This is a genomic window from Vibrio sp. L3-7, from assembly GCF_963898195.1.
GTDB classification, from domain to species: domain Bacteria; phylum Pseudomonadota; class Gammaproteobacteria; order Enterobacterales; family Vibrionaceae; genus Vibrio; species Vibrio echinoideorum.
On sequence record NZ_CAWQUW010000001.1, the window covers coordinates 310789 to 336131 of the forward strand.

At 43.5% G+C, this 25343-nt stretch carries 23 protein-coding genes and 1 pseudogene; 11 read left to right on the plus strand and 13 right to left on the minus strand.

Annotation, left to right across the window (positions count from 1 at the left end; translation table 11 throughout):
- The first annotated feature begins 154 nt into the window (after positions 1-154).
- Entirely contained in the window at positions 155-1279 is a 1125-nt protein-coding gene (locus AACW75_RS01450) for a M14 family metallopeptidase (RefSeq protein ID WP_145568181.1), read from the plus strand.
- Positions 1280-1534: 255 nt separating this feature from the next.
- Here AACW75_RS01450 and AACW75_RS01455 read toward each other — a convergent pair whose 3' ends face one another.
- Together AACW75_RS01455 and AACW75_RS01460 are read right to left on the minus strand one after the other, a co-directional pair.
- Positions 1535-1891, minus strand: coding sequence for a PilZ domain-containing protein (locus AACW75_RS01455; RefSeq protein WP_145568180.1), 357 nt, complete (start codon positions 1889-1891; stop codon positions 1535-1537).
- Positions 1892-2038: 147 nt separating this feature from the next.
- Positions 2039-2362 (minus strand): annotated as a pseudogene (locus AACW75_RS01460) (LysE family translocator); the annotation flags it as partial.
- Positions 2363-2432: 70 nt separating this feature from the next.
- On the opposite strand from AACW75_RS01460, the gene AACW75_RS01465 reads away from it, so the two are divergent.
- From AACW75_RS01465 to AACW75_RS01475, 3 genes are all read left to right on the plus strand, one after another.
- Entirely contained in the window at positions 2433-3671 is a 1239-nt protein-coding gene (locus tag AACW75_RS01465; protein ID WP_145568179.1) for a DEAD/DEAH box helicase, read from the plus strand.
- A gap of 285 nt (positions 3672-3956) precedes the next feature.
- Positions 3957-4178: a hypothetical protein gene (locus AACW75_RS01470; protein ID WP_029224827.1), complete on the plus strand. Its 222-nt coding sequence runs from the start codon at positions 3957-3959 to the stop codon at positions 4176-4178.
- A 239-nt stretch (positions 4179-4417) separates the two neighbouring features.
- Entirely contained in the window at positions 4418-4720 is a 303-nt protein-coding gene (locus AACW75_RS01475; protein ID WP_029224826.1) for a thiamine-binding protein, read from the plus strand.
- Between the two features lie 52 nt (positions 4721-4772).
- On the opposite strand, the gene AACW75_RS01480 is transcribed toward AACW75_RS01475, so the two are convergent.
- Positions 4773-4940: a hypothetical protein gene (locus tag AACW75_RS01480; RefSeq protein WP_010440154.1), complete on the minus strand. Its 168-nt coding sequence runs from the start codon at positions 4938-4940 to the stop codon at positions 4773-4775.
- Between the two features lie 109 nt (positions 4941-5049).
- The gene (locus AACW75_RS01485; RefSeq protein ID WP_017073382.1) at positions 5050-5334 is read right to left on the minus strand and encodes a DUF1289 domain-containing protein; all 285 of its coding nucleotides are present in this window, start codon (positions 5332-5334) and stop codon (positions 5050-5052) included.
- A gap of 194 nt (positions 5335-5528) precedes the next feature.
- Between AACW75_RS01485 and AACW75_RS01490 the strand changes: the two genes are divergently transcribed.
- From AACW75_RS01490 to AACW75_RS01510, 5 genes are all read left to right on the plus strand, one after another.
- Complete coding sequence (locus AACW75_RS01490; RefSeq protein ID WP_029224825.1) at positions 5529-5975, plus strand: META domain-containing protein; 447 nt, start codon at positions 5529-5531, stop codon at positions 5973-5975.
- Between the two features lie 406 nt (positions 5976-6381).
- Complete coding sequence (locus AACW75_RS01495) at positions 6382-7548, plus strand: ABC transporter substrate-binding protein (protein WP_145568178.1); 1167 nt, start codon at positions 6382-6384, stop codon at positions 7546-7548.
- A 5-nt stretch (positions 7549-7553) separates the two neighbouring features.
- Positions 7554-9254: an ABC transporter permease gene (locus tag AACW75_RS01500; protein WP_145568177.1), complete on the plus strand. Its 1701-nt coding sequence runs from the start codon at positions 7554-7556 to the stop codon at positions 9252-9254.
- Complete coding sequence (locus tag AACW75_RS01505; RefSeq protein ID WP_017073379.1) at positions 9220-9870, plus strand: ATP-binding cassette domain-containing protein; 651 nt, start codon at positions 9220-9222, stop codon at positions 9868-9870. The genes AACW75_RS01500 and AACW75_RS01505 overlap by 35 nt, the downstream gene beginning before the upstream one ends.
- Positions 9860-10477, plus strand: a complete 618-nt coding sequence (locus AACW75_RS01510; RefSeq protein WP_135456549.1) for a CDP-alcohol phosphatidyltransferase family protein — start codon at positions 9860-9862, stop codon at positions 10475-10477. The genes AACW75_RS01505 and AACW75_RS01510 overlap by 11 nt, the downstream gene beginning before the upstream one ends.
- 94 nt (positions 10478-10571) lie before the next feature.
- Here AACW75_RS01510 and AACW75_RS01515 read toward each other — a convergent pair whose 3' ends face one another.
- From AACW75_RS01515 to AACW75_RS01530, 4 genes are all read right to left on the minus strand, one after another.
- The gene (locus AACW75_RS01515) at positions 10572-11525 is read right to left on the minus strand and encodes a class I SAM-dependent methyltransferase (protein WP_145568176.1); all 954 of its coding nucleotides are present in this window, start codon (positions 11523-11525) and stop codon (positions 10572-10574) included.
- Positions 11526-11533: 8 nt separating this feature from the next.
- Positions 11534-12232 (minus strand): TIGR01621 family pseudouridine synthase, encoded by a 699-nt coding sequence (locus AACW75_RS01520; protein ID WP_135456553.1) that lies wholly within the window; start codon positions 12230-12232, stop codon positions 11534-11536.
- Between the two features lie 166 nt (positions 12233-12398).
- Complete coding sequence (locus tag AACW75_RS01525; protein ID WP_237297370.1) at positions 12399-14015, minus strand: methyl-accepting chemotaxis protein; 1617 nt, start codon at positions 14013-14015, stop codon at positions 12399-12401.
- 162 nt (positions 14016-14177) lie between these two features.
- Positions 14178-15611 (minus strand): sodium-dependent transporter, encoded by a 1434-nt coding sequence (locus AACW75_RS01530; RefSeq protein WP_017073374.1) that lies wholly within the window; start codon positions 15609-15611, stop codon positions 14178-14180.
- Positions 15612-15978: 367 nt separating this feature from the next.
- On the opposite strand from AACW75_RS01530, the gene cls reads away from it, so the two are divergent.
- Positions 15979-17433 (plus strand): cardiolipin synthase, encoded by a 1455-nt coding sequence (cls, locus tag AACW75_RS01535; RefSeq protein ID WP_135456557.1) that lies wholly within the window; start codon positions 15979-15981, stop codon positions 17431-17433.
- A gap of 188 nt (positions 17434-17621) precedes the next feature.
- Positions 17622-18806: a cystathionine beta-lyase gene (locus tag AACW75_RS01540; protein WP_135456559.1), complete on the plus strand. Its 1185-nt coding sequence runs from the start codon at positions 17622-17624 to the stop codon at positions 18804-18806.
- Between the two features lie 91 nt (positions 18807-18897).
- Here the strand turns inward: AACW75_RS01540 and AACW75_RS01545 are convergent, their stop codons facing one another.
- From AACW75_RS01545 to AACW75_RS01565, 5 genes are all read right to left on the minus strand, one after another.
- The gene (locus AACW75_RS01545) at positions 18898-19371 is read right to left on the minus strand and encodes a hypothetical protein (RefSeq protein ID WP_135456561.1); all 474 of its coding nucleotides are present in this window, start codon (positions 19369-19371) and stop codon (positions 18898-18900) included.
- A complete protein-coding gene (locus AACW75_RS01550) occupies positions 19362-20357 on the minus strand; it encodes a winged helix-turn-helix domain-containing protein (RefSeq protein ID WP_145568174.1) in 996 nt (331 codons plus the stop codon). The genes AACW75_RS01545 and AACW75_RS01550 overlap by 10 nt, the downstream gene beginning before the upstream one ends.
- A 109-nt stretch (positions 20358-20466) precedes the next feature.
- Entirely contained in the window at positions 20467-21033 is a 567-nt protein-coding gene (locus tag AACW75_RS01555; protein WP_145568173.1) for a DNA-3-methyladenine glycosylase I, read from the minus strand.
- A 121-nt stretch (positions 21034-21154) separates the two neighbouring features.
- A complete protein-coding gene (locus AACW75_RS01560) occupies positions 21155-24265 on the minus strand; it encodes an efflux RND transporter permease subunit (RefSeq protein ID WP_017073368.1) in 3111 nt (1036 codons plus the stop codon).
- The gene (locus tag AACW75_RS01565; RefSeq protein ID WP_029224820.1) at positions 24258-25343 is read right to left on the minus strand and encodes an efflux RND transporter periplasmic adaptor subunit; all 1086 of its coding nucleotides are present in this window, start codon (positions 25341-25343) and stop codon (positions 24258-24260) included. The genes AACW75_RS01560 and AACW75_RS01565 overlap by 8 nt, the downstream gene beginning before the upstream one ends.

Consider the following 25343-nt stretch of genomic DNA (forward strand, 5'->3'; position numbering starts at 1 on the left):
TCAAAAATAGTCAGTTCCCAAAAGAGATAGTTAGCCAAATAGATAGCGACACAATTGATAGTTGAAATAACATCTCATTACGATTTAGTTAGTGGTTTGCTCGAAAATAAATGTGCTAGTCTTACGGCAACTCAAACTCGAGATAAAAACTACAATGAAAATTTTCAGCAATTTCGAAAGCGGCAACATTCACGTCGTTTCAGCAGATTCACCACAAAACATTCAACTGACTATCCCAGCAGACAACCAAACTGAAATCTCTCAATGGTTCCACTTCCGCTTAGAAAGTGACGCTCAACAAGCTCACCACTTTGAAATAGGTCAACTAGCAACCTCTGCCTACCCTGAAGGCTGGAAAGATTACGATGTGGTTGCATCTTATGACCGTGAAGAGTGGTTCCGTATTCCATCTCAGTTTGATGGCGACACACTAAGCTTTGATATCATTCCTGAACACGACTCAATGTACTTCGCCTACTTCGCGCCTTACTCATATGATCGTCACCAAGATCTCCTGCACAGTGCTCAAACGCACCCTACTTGTAAGCTAGAAACTCTGGGTCACACGCTAGACAACAATGACATCACTTTGCTAACCATTGGTGAGCCAAGTGAAGAGAAGAAAAACATCTGGGTTATTGGTCGCCAACACCCTGGCGAGACCATGGCTGAATGGTTGATCGAAGGCTTGCTGCAACGTTTACTTGATGAAACAGACACAGTAGGTCGATCTCTTCTAGATAGCGTTGTTTTCCACGTTGTACCGAACATGAACCCAGATGGCAGCATCCGTGGTCACCTGCGTACCAACGCGATTGGCGTTAACCTTAACCGTGAATGGCAATCGCCATCTCTAGAACGTAGTCCTGAAGTTTTCCTTGTGCGTGAGCGTATGCTAGAAACTGGCGTTGACATGTGTCTAGACATTCACGGCGACGAAGCAATCCCATATAACTTCGTTGCAGGTAGCGAAGGCACGCCGTCATACAATGAGCGCATTGAAAAACTAGAGAACCACTTCAAGCAAGCCCTTCTGACTATCACTCCCGAATTCCAAGATGAATTTGGTTACGATAAAGACGAACCAGGCAAAGCGAATATGACCGTCGGCACAAACTGGATAAGCGAGCAGTTCAAATGTTTGGCTTACACAGTAGAGATGCCATTTAAAGATCACATCAGCCACGCTGACGAACTTTACGGTTGGTCTCCAGAGCGTAGCGTTGCGTTTGGTCACGACATGCTAGCGGCAGTTTGGGCGACAGCAGGTAAACTGTAATTCGCGTAGCACTACGCGAACCAAGGGCATGTTTGTTCAGCTCATTGGTTAGAACCGTTATTTAAAGATACAGCTATCCAGAAGTGACAAAGCCCGGTGCATTCAAATTAGAATGCACCGGGCTTTTTTTGATCTGTTTATCTGTTTACTTATCTACTTATCTACTTATCTACTTATCTACTTATCTACTTATCTACTTAGTATGACCAGCCCACCTAAAAATAATAACGCCAACAAACTGGATTATTGAATACCTTAAGCAACTCTTAGATTAGCAAAGAAGACCGGGTAACGCTGACGAATGTGTCTCTGCTCAGACACCATATCTTTGAAGCTTGGGCCTTGAGATAACTGAACGATCACTTCATCACCTTCTTGTCGTAACACGGCACCGTCAATATCAATGCTGTTGTTGTCATGCAGTCTTAATGTTCCTGCCATTGAAAAGCCGCGATAAACAGGAATCACGTTGTGCATCATTAAACGCACACCTTTTTCAGAAACTTCACTGACATGAAAAAGCTCATCCTTAATTCGCATCACCGGACGTGCCCTTTTAGGGTACTTTAAACGATAATATTGGCGTTTCTGGGTGAACGATTCACCATTCATTACGGCGTCTCCTTGCCTAAAGTAGGTCAGATATATAGATAGTAATTATATCGGCATCATATTTTGATACTTTAGTTATATGTCAAATGAAACACTCATCGACCATCATTCATTTCAAATTGAGAATTAGATCTCATTGAGATCAAACTACAAAGAGAACAAGGCTAACTGAATGCTGAAACCAACGAATAATGCCCCACACACGACATTCATCCATTGCGATGTGCGTTTTTGAGTCAACAAGCGTTTGAACGTATCGGCCATTAAGATAACAACCAAAAACCATGTCGATACAACCGCCGCCTGAATTCCACCGAGTACTAGACTGTCTGACACAATTTTATCCATTGAAACAAACTGAGGGAATATAGAGAGATAAAACAACACAATTTTAGGGTTCAGAAGATTAGTGAGCAACCCTTTGAAGAACTGATTGTAAAGCTTACTCCCCGATGCACTCACCGCGGAAATTGGCAAAATTCATTCTCTAACTTTTGTAGCCCTGTTAGACTCCACATCCATTTTGATACTTGGTTCATTTATGTCATTTGATAACCTAACCCTTAACGCAAAAACTGTCGCAGCCATTCCCTCTCAATTCGATACACCGACTGAGATACAGCAAGCGGCCATATCGGAGATTAATGCGGGCCAGGATGTTCTTGCGCTAGCGCAGACGGGTAGCGGGAAAACATTGGCGTTCGGCTTACCTTTATTGAACAACATCAATAGCGACTTGAATGAACTGCAAGCTGTCATCATCGTTCCAACGCGTGAACTCGCATCACAAGTGGCCGAGGCTCTCGAACCCATTGCAACAGCGCTCTCTATTAAAACAATTACATTAACCGGTGGTGTAAACACAGATAATCAGCAACAACTGTTATCAGAAAAGCCCCGGCTTGCTATTGCCACGCCAGGCCGCTTACTTGCTGTGATTCAAAGTGGGGAGTTAGAGTTAGCTCATTGCGTATCTTTGGTACTTGATGAAGCAGACCGTCTGCTCGATATGGGTTTCTGGCCTGATATTCAAAGCATTATCGATACCCTTCCAGCAAAACGACAGTCACTACTTTTTTCAGCAACGCTTCCTAAAGATCTGGTTAGCCAAGCGGAAGCGCTTCTCACTGAACCAGTAAAGATTGCGGCGCACCAAGAGAACAGCGTTGTCTCTACCATTGATGAAACGCTCTATCTCGTAAACAAAGGCAGTAAAGCTCAAGCGCTCATTGCTCTGCTTAATCAGAACGATTGGTCGCAGGTTTTAGTGTTCATCGGAGCAAAAGATAATGCCGACGCACTAACTAAACGGTTAAATAAAGCCAAAATCAGTGTTAGCGCACTGCATGGAAACAAGAACCAAGAAGAACGTACCTTAGCATTAGATAGCTTCAAGAATGGCGAAACCCGCGTTCTCATCGCAACCGACGTGATGGCTAGAGGGATTCATATCGATCAACTACCAATCGTGGTCAACTTCGAATTACCAGCACACTCGGCAACTTATGTTCATCGCGTTGGACGAACTGCAAGAGCGGGAAATGCCGGAGTCGCAATATCTCTGGTCAGCCACAGTGAGAATGAATATTTAAACGCGATTCGTTCTCTTACGAATAAACCGCTGCCGTTACAATCACTGGAAGGTTTCCCTGTCACAGATAAGCCCGCTTCAGAAGCAACAGAGCGTAAGCGCTCGCCTAAAGACAAAATGGCTAATCGAAGAACAGCAAAGAAGAAGAGCGCTAAACAATTTAAGAGCAAGCCCAACCACACCAAATAGTTTCTTGCTCTAAACTGATTATCCCCATAAAAACGCCCAGATCTTTCTGGGCTTTTTCTATCTTTTCTCTATCCCGTCCTAAAATGCATTTTAAGATGAAACACCACGTCAATTTCATCGACGAAAAGCCCCCTACACGCCAATCTAAATGACATTTTTATGAATTATGATGCCAAGGTATTGATTCTTGGTTACTCAAAAAAAATACTTTCAGATCACGTTGACGCCCCTATATCTGGCAACTAAATTTTTCTATTAGTGTCTAAAAACCGGGAGGTCATCGAAATGAAACGTGCAAGCTCTACATACCGATTACAACTAATTAAAGAAGTGGCTGTTCGCCGAGATCGTCAACGTTCGAATGACCCGATGGCAAACCACATACAAAACTTAATAGATAACAAAGATGAGTGTGATACTTCTATGGAACGTAATCACAGATTCAGTGGCAGCCATTTTGATGAACATATCGGTGGTTGGGTTAGCGACCATTGGGGCAGTAAGTAAGCCAGTATTAGCATCGGTAAATGTGTCTGATGTTAGAAGGCAAACTGATGTTAGCGGGTAAGCTAAGGTTAGCGAGTAAACTAGGGGTTTCACACAAACCAACCTAGCAAGTTAACTAGCTTAGAAATGAATCAGAGTAGCCGCTGTAGAATTTATCTCCGCATTAACCTATCATCTGCAACAATTCCCCATCATTGAGTAAGCAGAAAGTGTCTGAGTTAAAAAGAGAAAAAGAAGTGATGGTTGCCTTCCAAGTAATACCTCGTGTCAAAGAAGGCAACAACTTCGAAGTCGTTGATAAAGCGATTGAAGTGGTAAAAGCAGCCGATGTTCCTTTCCAAGTTGGCGCGATGGAAACCACGATGAAAGGTGAGCTCAATCAGCTACTCGAAATCATTCAAAACGCTGAGCAAGCTTGTTACGACGCAGGCGCTGTTGAAGTGATTACAAACATTAAAATTCACAGTAAAACCATCGAAGCAGAAGATACATTCTGTACCTACCATCGTGGTGTAACGAAAGCGAATCACATGTTTGTATAAGTAGCTTTAGACAAGTTTAATCTGTCGAAGAGGCTCTGAAGAATCTGTGATGTTATTGAAAAGGCATGTCTGAAAGGTGTGAAAGAATTTCCATTCGCTCTTCTTCTGTCATCGAATGCCAATCACGCGCACTTTGTTCAGGGTCATCTTTCGCCCCGATGGGTTTTCTATCCAATGCTTTGATTGGTTTCTTTTTGAGTTTCGCGTGCTTTTTATTCATACCGACATCACTCCTTCTGGTACAAAGGTACCTATCTTAATATTACACACCAACCATTATGTAAAGTAATAGTTACTTCGGAGTTAAATAAAATCTTAATACTTCAACCTTAGCCGAAAAGATCTCTTTGGGGACTGGTACTTCCCTCTTCTTCAATTGGCTTACCAACTAAATGACTTTTCTCATCAACTAAGTTATTTTTCTTCGTTATTTTTCTTCTATAACGTTGACGACATAGCTTAATGACATGCAATTGCTCAGAGGACGTCATCGACATCCAGTTAAAGCGCTCCTCTCTTTTACGCATACAACCATTGCAATAGCCTTTTTCATCGCTTGAGCACACCCCAACGCAAGGGCTTGGAACTTGGAAAAACTCTAACTGCTCCACCATGCCTCCTCACTTCCTTACCTATTAAAAATCAAGCTTACTAATTAATAAATAAGCGATTAATTTGTCGCAGAGCTCATATAATTCATACTAAACTATGACCTTATACTGACACATATAGTGTTTTGTAAACTATACTTTGAACCATCAAGTTACGCTTATTCAGTAACTTCGTTTTCCCTTTGGAGCCTTTTAATATGAAGTTTAGTTCAAAAAAATTACTAGCAGTAGCCGCTTTACCTATGATGCTAGCAGCATGCACAACAACAGGTGATAACGCGACGCAAGTAACACCAACCGATCTACAGCACCATAACTGGGAACTTGCGCAAATTGATGGCAAGGACATTGAGAAAAGCGAAAATCAAGCGACTCCTCGTTTAGAAATCGGCGAAAAGATGACAGCTAACGGCATCGCGGGTTGTAACAACTTCTTTGGTCAAGGCGAGCTGAAAGACGGACAATTCCGAATCAAGCAAATGGGCATGACAATGAAGATGTGTCACGGTTCAGCAATGGAAATCGAACAGTCGGTTTCTGCTACTCTTAGTGAGTGGAGCGACGTAACGCTAACGAAAGATACTCTAGTACTGAAAAACGATGTACACACGCTAACGTACACAATTCGTGATTGGGTAAACTAGTCTAGCTATCAACACCACTGTTGATACCAGAAATTGATTAAAGGAGCCTTCATGGCTCCTTTTTTATTGCTGACTTAATTACTTAATAGTCTTCGACTCTCCTCAAAATCGCGCTTATCACCAATTTTCCATACCAACCTCCAATAAACATCAAAAATCTCTCATTTAGATGCAATTAATTCACGGGTTTAACGGTCTGTTGTTAGGATGGCAAGAGCCTAGAATCTGTTGAGCTTTCGAGATGATTTCATATCGAAAAAAACTTAACCATGAACGCCCAACTCCCCCTTAGTAATTGATTGAATTTACTATTGAATTAGAAATTATTTCAGAAACAGATAGAATAACTGTTAGGGAGTTCAAAAATACAATGCTCTTGCCCGTTCACTACCAAATGGAAAAGTTTATGAACAAGATAGTAAGTACGTTAGGAATCATGGCAACCGTTGCATACAGTGCAACCATTTATGCTGATGAAGCAACATCAACAGATAGCTGGAACCAAACTGAACAACAGGCAGAGGGACAAACTGTCTATTTTCATGCTTGGGGCGGTAGCCAAGAGATTAACCGTTACATACAGTGGGCAGGCAAGCAGTTACAAAGTGAATATGGTGTTACTTTAAAACACGTAAAAGTAACCGATATCGCAGAAACAACCACACGTTTGATTGCTGAAAAAGCAGCAGGCAAAAACAGTGAAGGCAGCGTTGATATTGTGTGGATCAACGGTGAGAACTTCCGCTCAATGAAAGACAACGAGCTACTCTTTGGACCTTTTACTCAATCACTTCCAAACTGGCAGTATGTCGATAAGTCCTTGCCAATTGATGTCGATTTCTCGGAGCCTACAGAAGGCTTAGAAGCACCTTGGGGAGTGGGACAACTTGTGTTCATCCACGACCAAGAAACGCTACACAACCCGCCACAATCGTTTTCAGAAATGTTGAGCTATGCTCAGGCGTTCCCTAATCGCTTAAGCTATCCTCGCCCACCAGAGTTTCATGGCACGAGCTTCATTAAGTCTCTACTCATAGAACTAACCAACAATAACCCTGCGCTATCTAAGCCTGTCTCAGAAGATGACTTCCAAACGGTGACCGCTCCATTATGGGAATATTTAGATAAATTCCACAAAGTCGCTTGGCGTGGTGGCAAACAGTTCCCAGCAGGTACATCAGAGAGCATTCAACTTCTTGATGACGGACAAATCGACCTTGCGATTACGTTCAATCCAAATGCTGTTTTCTCTGCACAATCTAGCGGCAAATTGGCAGAAAGCACCAAGGCTTATGCTCTTGAAAGTGGCGCACTCTCTAACATTCACTTCTTAGCAATTCCTTGGAATGCCAACTCTTCAGCGGGTGCACAAGTGGCGATCAATTTCTTGCTTAGCCCAGAAGCACAATCACGTAAAGGTGACCTGAATATTTGGGGTGACCCTTCAGTGTTAAGTAGTAAATACTTAACCGGCAGCGCTAAAAACACTCAGCAATTTAAATCGGTTGATGAACCTCACCCAAGCTGGCAAGCCGCACTCGAGAAAGAGTGGCTTAAGCGATACGGTAACTAAATTTCATGCTACACGCCCTATATTTTGTTGTTATAGCAGTGTGCATAATCCCAACGATTCCTGGGGTTGCGGGAGTGGTGGCTTCGTCACTGAGCTTTATCCCGCCCCTAGGCTTAGTGGAACCTTCGCTCAACGGTTTTGAACAAGTCTTTCAATGGGAAGGCGTTTGGCATTCTATTGGTTTGAGTTTGTCTTCTGCTTTTGCGAGCAGTTACATCGCCTGCTTTCTGACCTTTTGTATTATTCAAGCGACTTGGGGAAAGCCTTTTTGGAAAAAAATTGAGCTAACATTATCCCCAATGCTCGCCATTCCACATGTTGCTTTTGCTATTGGGTTTGCTTTTTTGTTTAGCCCTACCGGCCTTGGTGCCAGAGCTATACATCAATTGGTCGGAGAAGCTGGCAACAGTTCTGAACTCGCGTTATTGGTTAAAGACCCCTACGCGTTGGGGTTGATCATTATGCTCGCGCTCAAAGAGATCCCGTTTTTGTTGCTGATGAGCCTATCGATACTTCAACAAATCGATGTAGAACGTATTACTAAAGTCAGTGCTTCATTGGGCTATAACCGTTCTCAGATTTGGTGGAAGGTAATTTTCCCACAATGGTTTACTAAGCTACGATTCCCAATGTTGGCAGTGCTCGCCTACAGCTTATCCGTTGTCGACATTGCGCTAATTCTTGGCCCAACCAATCCTCCTACTTTTGCAGTCTTAGTATGGCAATGGTTTAGCGATCCTGACCTCAACCTTTTACCGCGAGCTGCTGCGGGAGCGATTGTGTTATTTGTTTTGGCATCGCTTATCATTGCTGCAGCAAGACTGATTGAATGGTCATTACTCAAACACTTTAGATCTTGGCAGTATTCCGGCAGAACAGGAATGAACCTACCAGGAAAAACGGTATTTACGATTCTTGCTGCATTGTCATTGTTCATTATTCCTTTGATGATGATTTGGAGCATTGCTCAACGCTGGCGTTTCCCTGACTTATTGCCGAGTCGCTACAGCCTGAAATTTTGGGAATATGAATGGGACAGCATCTTAAGTACCGTTGGCCAAAGCTTATGGATTGCTCTTGCTTCCGCGTCTATTGCTTTACTGTTGGCGCTGGTTGCTCATGAATATCGCATCAAACATAGATGGCAAGTGCCTGGCTTTATTATCGCGATTCCAATGTTAATCCCTCAGCTTTCTGTCTTGTTCGGATTACAGGTTACGACACTTTATATCGGTAGCAGTGCGTATGAATTGTGGGTAATTTGGGCTCATGTTTTCTTTGCCTTCCCGTTTGTTTACTTGTCTTTGGATGGCCCATGGAAAAGCTTCAATGATGGGTTGATAAAAGCTTCACTTAGCCTAGGGAAGTCACCATTGCAAAGTTGGTATTCCATCAAACTTCCAATCCTGCTCCCTGCCATCACTTTTGCGTGGGCAGTCGGAATCAGTGTGAGTTTGGCTCAGTACTTACCAACCTTAATGCTAGGCGCAGGCAGAATTAGCACCATCACCACAGAAGCCGTCGCCCTAACTAGCGGTTTCGACCGCAGGGTAACCGCTATTTACGCCATCTGGCAGGCTTTATTGCCTTTGTTCTTTTTCTCTTTAGCGATAGTAGTCAGCCGACTTCAACTTAGATATCGCCGTCTTACTTTTAAAGGTTTTCTAACCAATGAGTCTGTACCTCAACGACCTCGCCATTCATAAAAATGGGGGCGATTCGCTGTTTTCAGCGCTAAACGTAACTTTAGAATCAGGCCAAGTGTTGGCTTTAATGGGACCAAGTGGTTGCGGAAAATCAACCTTATTGGATGCTATTGCCGGGCACTTGAATGAAGAGTTTTCTTATACAGGAAGCGTGGTTTTAAACGACATTCAACTTGATGAGCTTCCCTCACATCAACGTAAGGTCGGTATTCTGTTTCAAGACGATCTGTTGTTTCCACACCTAAAAGTATGGGAAAACTTAGCGTTCTCACTTCCGAATTCAATTAAAGGCTCGGCTCGCCAACATCAAGCGATGGAGGCACTCAAAAACATTGAGTTAACACACTTGGCCGAATCATTCCCAGACCAAGTATCGGGAGGCCAAAGAGCAAGAATAAGCTTAGCTCGTATGCTGCTAGCCAAACCCAAACTGGCCCTGCTTGATGAACCGTTCAGTAAGCTAGACCAAGAGTTAAGAACGCAGTTTCGCGATTGGGTATTCGATCAGCTCAGTAAAGCAAATATCCCTACACTAATGGTAACGCACGACGAAACCGATGTTCCAGAAGGAGCCCAAGTGCTTTCTTGGCCGTGGAGAAGTCATCATGCTAGATAAGTATTCCATCAAGGTCATCAAGTGGCCACTAAACCAATCAGCTAAGCTATTGAATCAAGCAGGCATCACGGCAAACCAAACGACTCTATTTGGCTTTTTAGTTGGTTGCTTAGCTTTTCCTGCGCTGGCATTACAACAATATGATTGGGCTTTAGGCTTCATTGTATTTAACAGAGTGTGCGATGGGCTTGATGGGGCTTTGGCTCGAATTCAAGGAATCAGTGATGCTGGCGGCTTTCTCGATATCAGCTTGGATTTTTTATTCTATTCACTCATCCCTTTTGGTTTTGTCATTGCCAACCCAGAACACAACGCGATTGCAGGGGCGTTTTTGATCTTTTCATTTATCGGCACAGGCAGCAGCTTTTTAGCGTTTGCAGTGATGGCAGGTAAACGTGGTATCGAGAATCCCGTCTACAAACATAAGTCCCTTTATTACATGTCGGGATTAACCGAGGGCACAGAAACCATCGCTTGTTTTATTGCTTTCTGTATTTGGCCTCAGCATTTTTCGGTTATCGCGTATATCTTTGGCGCTGCGTGTTGGCTGACTACGTTTATGCGTATTTATTTTGGGTTTCAGACATTAAAAACTCAAGATAGCTGATAAGTAATTTGGTTTATTGTTTGTATAAAAACGCCGCTCATTGTGAGCGGCGCTTTCTATATTGGTATCGGATAATACCCATTAGATTATGGAATCAAGCTTCAGCAGAAGCCACGATTTTAAATCTCAACACCTTCAGGCTTGAATCAAGGTCAACGTCAACAAACTCAGGTGGGTTGTCTAGACGTTCGATAAATTCAACGCTTGGCGCTTCTTCTGCCATCGTTTCAATAAGGAAGTTTGGTGATACAACGGGTGAGTTAACACAAGCAATCACTTCACCACCTTCCGTTAGAAGTTCAGGCAAACGGCGTAGGATCTTTTTGTAGTCTTTGGTTAGAGCAAAACTGCCTTTTTGGAAAGATGGCGGATCGATGATAACCAATTCGTATGGACCACCCTTCTTGATTTTTCCCCATGACTTAAAGATGTCGTAGCCAAGAAAGCTTACCGAGCGCATATCGTGAGCATTCAAACGGTGGTTATCTCGGCCTTTATTCAGCGAGCCACGTGACATATCAACATTCATGCATTGACGAGCACCACCAGCAATAGCCGCGACAGAGAAGCCACAAGTGTATGCGAATAAGTTAAGAACGTTCTTACCCTCAGCATTGTCTTGTACCCACTGACGGCCATTACGCATATCTAGAAACAGACCGAAATTTTGGTTACGACCAATGTCTAATTGGTATTTCAGCCCGTGTTCAACCACAACTGGTGAGTCGTTTAGCTCTCCCCAAAGTACTTCTGAAGGCGCGCCGTCTGCATAACGGTGTTGCAATACAATGCTAGTACCTTGTTTAGTTTGCCAAATATCTTTATTGGTTAAATCGACAAGACCGGCTTTAAGAGGTAACAAGAATTCGTCGTCAACCTCTTTAAATACGTTCACCAATAGCTGTCCATCAACCCAATCACATGTCAGTTGCTCTAGACCTGGCCAAAACTTACCTCGACCATGAAAAATACGACGCAGTTCATTCTGCACTTCATTAAGTTGCTGTTCAATATGACCAAAAAACAGAGGTAAAGCTGATGCTTCCATTATTTCACTCACTTAGTATTTAGCTTTGGCCAAGTTAATGACCAAGGTTCAAGCCAACTGTCTAAACCATTAGACACGGTTCCTTGATGCCACTTCTCACCCAAGGAATCAAGGCTCCTTGGATCGCAGACATATTCATAGGCTTGTGATTGATAGGTAAACCGAATCGCGAAAGCATGCAGATAGCCTCTGTCAGCTTCATTCGATGGATTATAAATAGGGTCACCCACAATGGCCGAACCAATCGATTTCATCGCGACACGGATCTGATGAGTCCTTCCTGTATAGGGCTTACATAACAGTAAACGCTCACCGGGTTCTGCCGTTGCGGATAAAAACTGGGTAATCGCCGGGTTCACTTTGGTGGCAAGTAGCTTCCAACTAGAACGTCTTGAACGTTCCATATCACCCGAAATCAAGCCCTGCTTTTTCTTTGGTTTCTTAGAACCAATCGCAAGGTAGTATTTTTCCACTTCACGCTTTGCGAACAGTTGCGAAAGTTCGCTTGCTGCCGAGGCATTCTTTGCTAGCAGTAGAATACCTGAAGTCATTTTATCAAGGCGATGCACGAGATATAACTTAGGCTCATTAATCGCGTTAGCAACTTCTTGAAGCAACATGGTATCGCCATCGTCTTTGTGGACGCTGACGCCAGGGTGCTTGTTAATAAGTAAAAAATCAGAATGGTTCAGAAGGATATCGAACATGTAAAAGCTAGCTCCATTGTAGAACGGGGAGTATACCGTGTCTGAACCCAGATTCCAGCTACGAAAAAGCCCAATCGACTCAATAAACATTGAATCATTGGGCTTATCTTTTATCTATCTGCTTTCTGTGCTGGGTATTTAATCCTTAACCAACACGCATTAAGCGCTAAGCCAGTTTAAACTTGCCGACTAATGCTTCTAGTTCAGCGACCTTAGCGTTCAGACCTGAAGTATTTTCAGAACTGCGAGTCGCTAGCTGCAAAGATTGTTCAGAGATATCACTGATCGCCGTGATATCCGCTGCAATTTCTTTAGTTACAGCGGTCTGCTCTTCTGCCGCTGTAGCAATGGAATTCACCATGCTTTGTACGTTAGCTGCGCCACTTACAATCGCTTCAAGTGCAGATACCGCCCCTGAGCTTTGCTCTACACCAATCTCAACTAAACGACAGTTATCTTGAGTGTAAGTAACCGCTTCTTGAGTACCCGATTGAATCGACTGAATAATGCCAGACACTTCTTGTGTCGCTTTCGTCGTTCTTTCTGCTAGCGCTCTCACTTCATCAGCAACCACGGCAAATCCACGTCCAAATTCGCCTGCACGTGCGGCTTCAATAGCAGCATTCAGGGCTAATAAGTTGGTTTGCCCAGCAATATCTTCAATCACTTTGATCACGCTACCAATCTGCTCACCATGTGAACCGAGCGTGTTCATTTGCACCGACATATCACTCATTTGAGCCGACACCTGTTCGATGCTCGCTACCATTTCAACAATCACATTGCGGCCATCTTCTGCGGAGGTTTCTGAGCGACGAGCTTCTTCATAGGTAGAAGTGCCCTGCTGTGCTACTTCAGAGATGGTTAAGCTTAGCTCTTCTGCAGCAGTCGCAATCAAGTTTGCTTTGTCCGCTTGAGCAGAAGCGCCAGAAACGATGTCTTGACTGATTGATGACAACTCGCCAGTCACCGATTGAACTTGGTGAGTAACGGAAGATATTGAACCTAAAAGATCGACAAGCGACTTCTGCATCTGATTAATCGACTTAGCCAGATCCGCTAACTCATCACCAGAATCATCAACAATGTCTCCAGCCGTCAGATCGCCATTTGCCACGCGTCGTGCAACTTGTTCGAGACGAGTTAAACGGTTAGTAATAGAGCTCGATAAGATAAGGGCAATAACACCGCCGAAGGCAATCGCAATGGCAGACAAAACCATGATGGTTTGTTCAATCGTGGTAAACGAATCCGTTAAAGTAAGCAGCGATTGTTCCGTATCGGCTCGCTCATTTGCAGACGCTTGATCAAGCAAGTTTTCAATTGGTATTAAATTTTGTTCATACAAAGATCGAAGCTGCTGTATGTTGGACAGTAGCGCTCCATCATCACTGATCTTAGGCACGAGTTTCGATTCAAACTCTTGAGTAAAGCGTCCCATCAAATCTTCAATACGCTGAATACGGCGATGATCTTCAGACCCTCTGCTCTCTAAACGTTTTGCTTCAGCGATCGCTTGAGCAAACTCGTTTTTATTGGTTCGATAATCATTAAGTGCATTATCGACCCGCACAATCGAACCCAGTGCATCTCGATATACATCTCCAGCCTCATCAATTAACACGAGATAGGTCACCGTACCAGGTACGTCGTCCAACCTGATTTCATCGGCACTCTTATGCGCATTGATAACCTCAACCCATACGATACCAACCAACATTATGAGTACAGCTAATATAGAGCCAAAGCCTAAATAAAGTTTCTTTCTCACTGACAATTTCACACTAAACCTACCTAATAAAACAGCTCAATCAGCTATCACTTTTGATTATATCGGCTACCAGACCAATAACTTTAAGTATTTATTTTTCTTTGATAATTAAGTTAGTAGCATAAAAAAACGGGAGCCAATGGCTCCCGTTTATCAATTCATTTTAGCTTACGATTAGAATTTCTTAGAAATTATCGCAGAGCCAGCAATGATACCAATACCTAGTAGCATGATTGCACCTTTACCGCTGTCGAAGCCAGAAGAGATACCCATGAACGCAACGATTGCGATAGCTACAGGGATAATGTACTTAACGAGCGTGTACCATAGGCCGAACAGTGGGAAAGAGACTTCACCGTCGTTAGTGATTTCTTTCTCTAGGTCAGCACGGTTTAGTCTCCAGCCTGCGAAGATACATACCAACATACCGCCAACTGCTAGGAAGATTTTATCCGTTAGTAAGTCGAAGATATCGAATGCACCAGTACCAAACAATGTTGGACCAAAGCCGCCAAGTGATAGAGAAGCGAAGATACATAGAATCGCCATTACAACACTTGCAGACAGTACCGCTGTTACACGCTTCATGCCTTTTTCATCGATTAGGTAAGAAACCACAACTTCAAGTAACGATACTGAAGAAGTAAGTGCCGCAACACTTAGACCAACGAAGAACATAAGAGCAAATAGAAGACCAATTACACCGCCCATTTCAGCGAATAGCTGAGGAACAACAACGAATACTAGACCAGGGCCAGCTGCAGGTTCCATACCGAATGCGAACATTGCAGGGAACATTGCAACACCCGCTAGGATAGCAACGCCTGTATCCATCGCCGTAACCATTGCTGTAGTTTGAACTAGATTCTCTTTCTTCTTAAGGTAAGAACCGTATGTCAACATACAACCCATACCCAGACTTAGTGAGAAGAATGCTTGACCAAGTGCAGCTAGGATTACACCGCTGTCTACTTTAGAGAAGTCAGGGCTGAATAGGAATTCAAGACCAGCCATCGCGCCCGGAAGCATTAGGCCTTTGATTGATACCACGATAAGGATGATGAAAAGAAGTGGCATCAGGATCTTGCCCGCTTTCTCAATACCGCCAGAAATACCCTTCATAACGATTACAACGTTAAGTAGTAGGTATAGGCCCATCCACATAAGTGGTTGAACTGGGTTTGAGATAAAGCCACCGAAGCTGTCGCCAATTGCTTCAGGTGCGTCTAGTAGACCACCAGCAATTTTACCGATGTATGCGATAGACCAGCCACCAACTACAGGGTAGAAACCCATGATCAGTAGACCACTCACTACGCCGATAACACCAGCGAACGTCCAACGACGGTCAGTCGATTTAAATGCACCTACTGCTGATTTTTGCGTATGACGGCCAATCGCAAATTCAGTCAGCATGACACTGAAACCAATAAAGATTACAAAAAACAGGTAAATTGCAACGAATGCACCGCCGCCGCTTTCGCCTGCTGTGTAAGGGAATTTCCAAATGTTACCTAAGCCAACAGCAGAACCTGCTGCAGCCATTACGAATCCTAACTTCGAACCCCAGGTATCGCGGGGTGTTGTGGTTGTATTACTAGTAGCCACGTGTACTCCAAACTTTTGTGTTATGTGATGTTGTGTTTTGCTTTGGGTGGCGTCTTTAAAAGATAAGGTGTACAAATAAATTTACACACCTAAAAGATTTGATTGACGCTCGTTGTATGGCAAGTAAACCAGTTTAAGAATAAAATTGGAAGTCCGAACCGTACATATTTCGTTACCAATGTAAATTTTTATGGTTAAATGCCGACTTTTCATACAAAACAATCGTTTTCTTCTTAAGTTAACCAAAACTTAACAACTTTAACCTGTTTACAGCTTTTGCTCTATTTTGTAAATAGTTGATTCCGTAAATTCCCATATCCGTAAAATAGCATTACTATCTAAGTGTCTCTTTTTTCGAGTATTCAATGTGGAAAAGCTCTACCATTTTTTGACTTTAGCCTCTGTTGCTTTGTACTGGGTTCTTGTAGCCGGTGTGACTTTTCGTGTCGTACTAAAACGACGCTCTGTCAGCGTTTCTCTCGCGTGGCTAATGGTTATCTACATTATCCCAATTGTTGGCGTGGCTTGTTACTTCCTTTTTGGCGAGCTAAACCTAGGCCGAAAAAGAGCTGAACGCGCGCACCGTATGTTTACTCCCTTTGGTGATTGGTTCCGCCAATTAAATGATTGCCAGCTTCATCTTCCCGGCAAAGTCGGCTCCCCTATCCACAAAATTGATGAGCTTTGTAACAATAGGATGGGTATCCCTGCGCTCAGTGGTAATACACTTTCACTTCAAGCGTCACCTAATGAGATCCTGCACTCAATTATCGAAGATATAGAAAATGCACAAACCAGTATTAAGATGGTTTTCTATATTTGGCACCCTGGCGGCCTGACGGATTCAGTCGCTTCTGCACTTATTCGCGCAGCAAAACGTGGGGTTGATGTTAAGGTTTTACTTGATTCAGCAGGTAGTCCACGCTTTTTCAAAAGCCACTGGCGTTCAATGATGAGGGATGCGGGCGTTCAAGTAATACAAGCGTTAGAAGTGAGTCCATGGCGTATTTTCTTACGTCGCCTAGATTTAAGACAACACCGTAAAATCATCGTTATTGATGAGTCCATCGCCTATACCGGGTCAATGAACATGGTCGACCCTGCTCACTTCAAACAGAGTTCAGGCGTTGGTCAATGGATTGATGTGATGGTCCGAGTGACTGGGCCAACCGTTAACGTGTTATCCGCGATTCACGGTTGGGATTGGGAAGTTGAGACTGGTGAACGCATTCTCCCTGATATACCTGAGTGCCCAGTTGAAGAAATCATGACACATCACCCGGTTCAAGTGGTTCCGTCTGGCCCTGGTATGCCGGAATATTTGATCTTACAAGTTCTGACCATCGCCATTAATCAAGCGAATCGTTCAGTGCGTATAACAACGCCTTATTTTGTCCCAAGTGCCGATTTACTCGAAACACTTAAAATGACCGCACAACGTGGTGTGAACGTAGAACTGATCATTCCACATAACAACGATTCATTAATGGTTAAATGGGCTTCTCGTGCCTTCTATACTGAACTGCTTGAAGCTGGAGTGAAAATCTACGAGTTTTACGGTGGGCTTCTTCACACCAAATCGGTAGTAATTGATGAAGAGTTTTGCTTGATCGGAACCGTCAATATCGACATGCGTAGTTTGTGGCTCAATTTTGAAGTCACCCTTGCTGTTGATGATGTGCACTTCACCAAGCAGTTGTTTGACTTACAGCAATCCTATATTGAGTCTTCTCATCCCGTGGAATTAGAACAATGGGAACAAAGAAACTTACGCAACCGCTTCTTTGAGAGATTGTTCTATTTATTCAACCCATTGCTTTAATCCGCTCAAGTTCACCGACCACTGGTGGTTACGGATAACGTCATACCTTCGCTTTTTAACCTTTCACCACCAATACACGAAATGTTAAAAAGCGAAAGAAAACCGTAAAAACTCCCTCTCTCCTCTTGCTTTGATGGCTACTCGCATGTTTTAAATAGGACATAACCGATTGATAAGGAATTCACAGCATGTCCGAGAACAAAACCACTAAGCTCATCACTGCAGGTCGTGATAAGAAGTGGACTAATGGTGTCGTTAACCCACCAGTACAACGCGCTTCAACTGTCGTGTTCAACTCAGTAGAAGAAAAACGCAAAGCTACAATTAATCGCGCTAACAAAACGCTTTTTTACGGACGTCGTGGAACCAACACTCATTTCGCTTTTCAAGATGCAATGGTTGAAGTTGAAGGGGGGACAGGCTGTGCACTATACCCTTGCGGGACAGCAGCAATCTCAAACGCAATCTTATCGTTTGTTGAAACAGGTGATCACATCTTAATGGTCGACACCTGTTATGAACCAACTCGTGATTTCTGTGACACCATCATGAAAAAGATGGGCGTAGAAACCACTTATTACGCGCCAACCATTGGCGAAGGTATTCAAGACCTTATCAAACCAAACACGAAAGTGTTGTTTACCGAATCTCCAGGTTCAGTCACTATGGAAGTTCAAGACATCCCAACCCTAGCGCGTATTGCTCATGAACATGACATCATCGTTATGTTAGATAACACTTGGGCGGCTGGTGTTAACTTCTCACCTTTTGATTTTGGTGTTGATATTTCGATACAAGCTGCAACCAAATACATTGTTGGTCACTCTGATGTGATGCTAGGTACTGCTGTTGCCAACGAGAAATGCTGGGATCAACTAAGAGAACAGAGCTATTTGATGGGGCAATGTGTATCACCAGATGACGCTTACCTTGCCCTTCGTGGTATCCGTACTCTTGACGTTCGACTACGTCAACATGCTGAAAGCAGCTTGAAAGTCGCGAAGTGGTTAGAAACCCGCCCTGAAGTCGACCATGTTCGTCACCCTGCGCTTGAGTCTTGCCCTGGCCATGAATTCTTTAAAAGAGATTTCACGGGTGGTAATGGTTTGTTTTCTTTTGTTTTAAAAAACTCAAATACTAAGGCCACAACAGCATTACTTGATGGTATGACACATTTCAGCATGGGTTACTCATGGGGTGGATTTGAGAGCTTGATTCTGGCTAACGAACCGAGCAGCTTTGATAGCTTAAGAACGGTAGCAAACCCTAACTTCGAAGGAACCTTGATTCGCGTTCATATCGGCTTGGAAGACGTCGATGATCTAATTGCTGATCTAGAGGCCGGACTGGAACGTTACAACGCTCTAGTTTAATCTACGTTGACAATTCATCTAGAAACGCAAAAGGCAGGTATATCCTGCCTTTCATTTATTTGGCTTTTTATATAAAGCGTCATCAGCAATACTATTTCTGAACCTTAAAGCATGCCCAGTTGAAGATTTCAGAACGGTGCTCATTGAACAAATACAGGGACTGATCCTTGGCCAAGATAGAGTAATCAATAGTCACCCCTTTGTACTCGCTGTATTCCTGATTAATGATTGGGTCATGGAAAGGTGTCGCGGTTCTCATATCAATAATGCTCATCGATAAATGATTCCCATCAAGACCGTAATATCCGGAATAAAGATTTTCCATTGTACCTTCGTTTCCGTCTTTCTCTATGATCGTCACAAACTCTCTCATACTAAATGTTTGATCCGACTGAAAAGTAATACTCATGCGCTCATAAAGCGATTGATACGGTTGGAATGCCTGAGATAAGAAGTCCGTTTTGAGCGTTTTACAATGCCATCGAGTGCCCGCCAATGAGTTTTGTTCTAACAAAAAACTCGCCGCAGCAATTGCCAATAGAATGAGTAAACCAATTAATCGCAAAAATTACTCCTCTTATCCATATGCTTTGCAAATGACTCAAAAGACGTCTCTACATTGAAAATCGTCGCGCCATAATTGAAAGCCTCACCATCCTTCCTTTGAACCAACATGTATAACGCGTCATTCTCAGGCTGGTCGACCGATGGGTAAATACGAACAAAGACATCCACATTACAGTGGCTAGGGATAGCATCGGTGAGTTTTTGAGTAATTGCAGGTAACGAATAGGCTTCATTGCGAACAATATGGAAGAAGTAGTGATTAGTATTGTCTGTGTAGCTATCTTTATATTCCGCTTTATCAACGAAATAAGGCGATGGCTGATAGTAAGTGTTGTAAAGGTTGAACGCCGTTACAGCTAAACAGAGTAACGCAAGCAGACAACCTGCTTTAACGAAATACGCATTACTTTTTGTTTTTGAAAGATCTAACTCAGCGGAGTTTGATTCTTGGTTTGAGGTCGTGTTTAGCTTTGGCTTTGGCTCAATTATCTTGGACGAGTTTACTTCGGTAGAGATTTCTTTTGTCACTGACACATCTTGGGACACAGAAGTTTGTGACCTAGAGTTTAACGCTTCAGACGGAGAATTTAAGTCTTCAGACAGAGAGTTGACTTCAAATTCCTTTGCCCTCACCTTAGAAAATGAAGCGTCAATTGTCGCGGACTTTATCGACTCATCGATTTCCAGCGAGTAACCAGTCTTACTTACGGTACGAATCGTCGCACAACCACAAGTCACTCTATTCAGAGTCTTTCTCAACTTAGAGATCACATTAGTGAGGGCTTGCTCTGAGACAATCACATTGCCCCAACATTGGTTAAATATCAGGCCTCTTTCAATGCATTCGCCGACATTTTCTAGAAGGTATAAGAACACCTTCCCTTCCAGTGGCGCGATAGTTTCTACATGGCCATCTTCACGCACAAACTGCCTAAGTAAAGGATCATAAGTAGCATCACATATTGAGTAGTTTTGTTGTTTCACTATCGCTTTCTACATTTAAATTCGGTCGCATATAATATTGAATAGTTTCTAAATGGCTAGTGAATTTTCCAATTTTTGAACAATTATTTTTCATCGTGAAATAACATTTTTATTTATGTGGACAACCTTGTACGTGATCATTCACCATACCTGTTGCTTGCATAAACGCGTAACAGATTGTTTCTCCGATAAACTTAAAGCCTTTCTTCTTCAAAAATTTGCTCATCGCTTTAGACTGCTCTGTAGAAGCAGGGACTTGCGACATCTCTGTCCATTGATTTTCGATCACCTTGTTATCTACAAACTGCCATAAAGCATTTGATAGAGACCCAAACTCTTTCTGAAGTTCAAGCGTTGCACGAGCATTGCTATATACCGAAGCTATCTTGCCTTTGTGCTTTACCACATCGAAGCTTTCAATAATGTGTGGCACATTGTCTTCGTTCATTGCCGCTAACTTATTGAGGTCATAGTTATCAAATGCGGCGCGATACCCTTCGCGCTTCTTAAGTATCGTAATCCAACTAAGACCCGCTTGCGCACCTTCTAAGGTAATGAACTCAAAAAGGACTTGGTCATCGTAAACAGGTACGCCCCATTCCTTATCGTGATATTCCCTTTCAAGTTCATGCTTGAGTGCCCATGCACACGTTCGATCCGATGCATTCATTTCCATTTTAAGCCTCTTTTATTTAGGGTCTTTTGACCTTTAGCAATTAGTTATTAGCAATTAGCAATTAGCAATTAGCAAAAAATAATGCCCCATGAAGGGGCATTCATTCTTAGGGTTGCTGATATTACCTTACTTCAATTTTATGAAATAAACGGTAAAGCACAGGAACAACAATTAGTGTCAGTACTGTAGCAAAGCCCAAACCAAACATGATGGTCACCGCCATTGGTTTGAAGAAAATATCAGGCAGTAGTGGGATCATACCAAGAATCGTGGTGATCGCCGCCATACATACCGGACGAACACGACTCAATGCCGCATCCACTACCGCTACATACGGATCTTTACCTGATTTCATTTCAATCCCGATTTGATCGAGTAATACAATACCGTTCTTGAGTAGCATTCCCGATAGACTCAAGAAGCCTAACAGCGCCATGAAGCCAAAAGGCGTGTTCAAGGCTAATAGTCCCGTCGTCACCCCTATCAAGGCGAGTGGTACCGTTAGCCAAACAATCAATGGTTCTTTCACTGAATTAAACAAGAACACAGTGATCAAGAACATGAACAGGTAACCCAAAGGCATGGTCGTAAACAATGATGCTTGCGCATCTGCCGACGATTCATATTCACCACCCCACTCGAGTGAATAACCCGGCGGCATTTCGATCGCTTCGATTTGTGGCTGCAAACGTTTTTGAAGCGTTGATGCTGTTTCTTCACCCAACAAGTCCGGGTCCGCCATAACAGTTAGCATACGCTTACGGTTCTTACGGATGATCAACGGATCTTCCCATTCTAGCTCGTAACCTAACGTCACTTGCTGCAGGGGAATGTACTCACTTAATGCTGGGCTCCAAATCTTCATTCCTTCAATGTTACGAATGTCGATACGCTCATCTTCCGGCAATCGCGCCACGATAGGCATCAGCGTAGTACCATCACGGTACACACCAATCGACTTACCTGAGAATGACATCGCAAGGAAATCATCAACATCTGACTTAGTGATACCGTAACGACGAGCTTGGCTTTCATTGAACTGAGGCTCTAACACCTTCGTTCTTTCACGCCAGTCATGACGAACGTTATAAGCACCTGAATCCGCACGCATCACATCCATCACCTGAGAGGCAATAGAACGAAGAATCGTTGGATCGGAGCCGACAATACGAGCTTCAATCTTCGCACCACCGCCTGGACCTAATTCAATCTGTTTAAGCTTGTAATCGATCTCAGGGAATTGTGTATCAACATGTTCACGGAAACGAAGCATAAGTGCTTCAAGTACTTCATAGCTCTTCACACGAACGGTTATTTCGCCGTACGCGCTATAACTTTTCTCCGGTGAATAGGTCAACATGAAACGCTGTAAACCTTTACCCGCAGTGGTTGTGATGTGCTCGGCTTCATCTTGATCCGATAACCAGTTTTCCAACACTTTAAGTTTCGTGTTGGTCGCTCGGATATCCGTCCCTTCCGGCATCCATACATCGACTTGGAACATTGGTGTTGTAGAAGATGGGAAGAAAGCTTGTTTCACAAAGCCAAAACCGTATACGCTCGCACCCAAACCGATAACCAGAACAAACATGGTTAACCAAGCTCGTTTCATACAAAACTCTAGGAAGTTTTTGTAGATAACGAAAACCATCCCGTTGTATGGATCTTTACCTTCGTTCTCAGGATCAACCTTCTGGCCTTTGAAGAAAATGTCCGCGAAAAACGGGGTAATCGAAATTGCCGTAAACCAGCTCAACATCAACGAGATGAGTAGAACCGTAAACAAGGTGCCACAGTATTCGCCCGTCGAGTCCTCAGATAGACCTATTGGAGCAAAAGCAGTTACAGCAATAACGGTAGCACCAAGCAGTGGCCATTTTGTTTGAGTGACGATATCTGTGGCGGCCTGCATCCGGGATCGTCCCTTTTGCGTGCCGATCAATATCCCTTCCACCACCACAATGGCGTTATCCACCAGCATCCCCAAGGCGATAACCAACGCGCCCAGTGAGATACGCTGTAGATCGATTTTGAAGTACTGCATGAAAATAAAGGTGCCAAAAACAGTCAACAACAGTATCAAACCAATCAACAAACCGGAGCGAATACCCATGAAGAAAAGTAATACGATAATTACGATGGCAACCGCTTGTCCGAGGCTGACAACAAAACCACTGACCGACTTATCTACTTCTTTTGGTTGGTTATAAACCTCAGAAATGTCTATTCCTACGGGCTGTTGATACTTGAGCTCCGCCAAGCGTCGGTCAAAGGCTTCACCTACCGCAACCACATTCACGCCTTGAGCAAAAGACACCCCGAGGTTAAGGGCCAGCTTTCCGTTGTAACTGATAATATTAGTGGGTACTTCAACATAACCGCGCGTCACATCAGCAACATCTTTTAAATAAATAAGCCCTTGAGCACCACCTTCAGTCAGAATCAAATCACCGAGTTGTTCAACATTTTGAAACTCACCCGTTGGATGGATACGAATATATTCGTCGCCAATTCGTACGGCACCAGCACTTGAAACAATGTTTTGAGTCGAAAGAAGATTAAAAACAGTGCTTGGAGACAAACCCAAAGAGCTTATTCGTTTCATCGAAATCTCAATGAATACTTGCTCTTGTTGCTGGCCAGAAACAGAGACTTTACTGACTCCGTCGACCAATTCTAATTCTCGCCTTAGGTAATCAATATAATCGAGAAGTTCTTTATAACTGTAACCATCACCTGTCACGGCAAGCAAAATACCGTAAACGTCACCGAAGTCATCAATGACCTGAGGATCATTCACCCCGGGCGGTAATTCCACCTTAAGATCGTTCACCTTACGACGCAATTCATCCCAAATTTGCGGAAGATCGTCGGGGCCGTAGTTGTTTTTCATGGTGACCGTAACCTGTGATAGGCCACGACTTGAAATAGAGTTAACTTCGTCCACATAAGTCAGCTGTTGTATCGCCTTCTCTAGTGGGTAGGTCACTTCCTCTTCCACTTGTTGTGGCGTAGCACCAGGATACGAGGTGACAACCATTGCATCTTTAATGGTGAAGGCTGGGTCTTCTAAACGACCTAAGCCAAAGAACGCAGAAACGCCACCAATCAGAAAGATCAGCGAGAGCATCCAACTGATGACTTTGTTACGTATAAAGTACGACGCAACACCTGTGATCTGGTCATCACCTTGTGGAGCGTCATTTTGAGGCTTGTTATTCACTTCACTCATTGTTCGTCTCCTGAGACAATACTTCCACTGTCATCCCATCACGCAATCGCGATACGCCCGCAACAACGACATGCTGCCCCATTTCTAATCCTTTGATAATTTGTAATGTTTTCTGATTTGCTTTGCCTAACACGACTTGTTGCTTAGAGACCGTGTCGTCATCATTGAGAACCCAAACGTAAGAATTTGTACGAGTGAGATCATCCCCATCGGCATTAAACACCGCTTCAATTGGGATAAGAACGCCAGCTTTCAATTCGAGGCCGATATCTCTGCCATGCGAAGTGACCTCAACCGCCATACCATCAAGAATCAAGTCATCTTTGGGCATAGGCAGTGCTAACGTTACGGTAAATGTTCCAGTGCTTGGATCGGGTTCAGTCGTAAACTCTTTTATCCCAGCTGAGTATTCGTTACCACTTGGCACCCTCACTAGAGCTTCAATGTTTGCCAAGATCGTCTCACTGGGTTGATTTACGTACATTTGATCCGGAAGTTGAATAATCACCTCGACATCTTCAACGCTGTGAATATTCACGATTTGCTGACCGACTTGAATATTTTCATATTGGTCAACACTGACTCGGGAGATAATCCCATCGACAGGGGCGCGCAGTTTAGTAAACGACAAACGCAGTTTTGCCAATTCAAGTTCGGCATACGCGATTTGGCGTTGAGCGGCAATTTCATCAAATTGAGACTTAGCCAATAAGCCTTTTTTGACCAACGGGCTCGAACGCCTATATTGGCTATCAATTACTGTGTATCGCGCTTGAGCGTTGTCGACATCTAATTGGTAATCGGTAGGGTCTAATTCCGCAATGATGTCGCCAGCTTTAACTCGCTCGCCTTCTTTAACATCCAGCTGAAATATCTCACCTGCAACTCGAAAACTAAGGTGCGCTTTTTCCGCAGCGTTTGCGACCGCTGGAAAATAAAGTTTGTCATTAAAGTCGAGAACAGAAATTTCAATCGCTTTGACGAGAGGAAGCTTTGCAACTTCAGTGGTGTCCTTGTCTTTACAAGCAGTAAGTAAAGCCAGACAGGATAGACCAACGGCCATTTGAATTGTCTTCAT

Excerpts from the sequence above, each read along its gene's own strand:
- AACW75_RS01500 (WP_145568177.1), top strand. The coding sequence starts at position 7,554 with ATGCTACACGCCCTATATTTTGTTGTTATAGCAGTGTGCATAATCCCA.
- AACW75_RS01505 (WP_017073379.1), top strand. The coding sequence starts at position 9,220 with ATGAGTCTGTACCTCAACGACCTCGCCATTCATAAAAATGGGGGCGAT.
- AACW75_RS01555 (WP_145568173.1), bottom strand. The coding sequence starts at position 21,033 with ATGGAAATGAATGCATCGGATCGAACGTGTGCATGGGCACTCAAGCAT.
- AACW75_RS01480 (WP_010440154.1), bottom strand. The coding sequence starts at position 4,940 with ATGAATAAAAAGCACGCGAAACTCAAAAAGAAACCAATCAAAGCATTG.
- AACW75_RS01540 (WP_135456559.1), top strand. The coding sequence starts at position 17,622 with ATGTCCGAGAACAAAACCACTAAGCTCATCACTGCAGGTCGTGATAAG.
- AACW75_RS01490 (WP_029224825.1), top strand. The coding sequence starts at position 5,529 with ATGAAGTTTAGTTCAAAAAAATTACTAGCAGTAGCCGCTTTACCTATG.
- AACW75_RS01560 (WP_017073368.1), bottom strand. The coding sequence starts at position 24,265 with ATGAGTGAAGTGAATAACAAGCCTCAAAATGACGCTCCACAAGGTGAT.
- AACW75_RS01475 (WP_029224826.1), top strand. The coding sequence starts at position 4,418 with ATGGTTGCCTTCCAAGTAATACCTCGTGTCAAAGAAGGCAACAACTTC.
- AACW75_RS01450 (WP_145568181.1), top strand. The coding sequence starts at position 155 with ATGAAAATTTTCAGCAATTTCGAAAGCGGCAACATTCACGTCGTTTCA.
- AACW75_RS01565 (WP_029224820.1), bottom strand. The coding sequence starts at position 25,343 with ATGAAGACAATTCAAATGGCCGTTGGTCTATCCTGTCTGGCTTTACTT.
- AACW75_RS01515 (WP_145568176.1), bottom strand. The coding sequence starts at position 11,525 with ATGGAAGCATCAGCTTTACCTCTGTTTTTTGGTCATATTGAACAGCAA.
- AACW75_RS01470 (WP_029224827.1), top strand. The coding sequence starts at position 3,957 with ATGAAACGTGCAAGCTCTACATACCGATTACAACTAATTAAAGAAGTG.
- AACW75_RS01510 (WP_135456549.1), top strand. The coding sequence starts at position 9,860 with ATGCTAGATAAGTATTCCATCAAGGTCATCAAGTGGCCACTAAACCAA.
- AACW75_RS01495 (WP_145568178.1), top strand. The coding sequence starts at position 6,382 with ATGAACAAGATAGTAAGTACGTTAGGAATCATGGCAACCGTTGCATAC.
- AACW75_RS01455 (WP_145568180.1), bottom strand. The coding sequence starts at position 1,891 with ATGAATGGTGAATCGTTCACCCAGAAACGCCAATATTATCGTTTAAAG.
- AACW75_RS01485 (WP_017073382.1), bottom strand. The coding sequence starts at position 5,334 with ATGGTGGAGCAGTTAGAGTTTTTCCAAGTTCCAAGCCCTTGCGTTGGG.
- AACW75_RS01520 (WP_135456553.1), bottom strand. The coding sequence starts at position 12,232 with ATGTTCGATATCCTTCTGAACCATTCTGATTTTTTACTTATTAACAAG.
- AACW75_RS01465 (WP_145568179.1), top strand. The coding sequence starts at position 2,433 with ATGTCATTTGATAACCTAACCCTTAACGCAAAAACTGTCGCAGCCATT.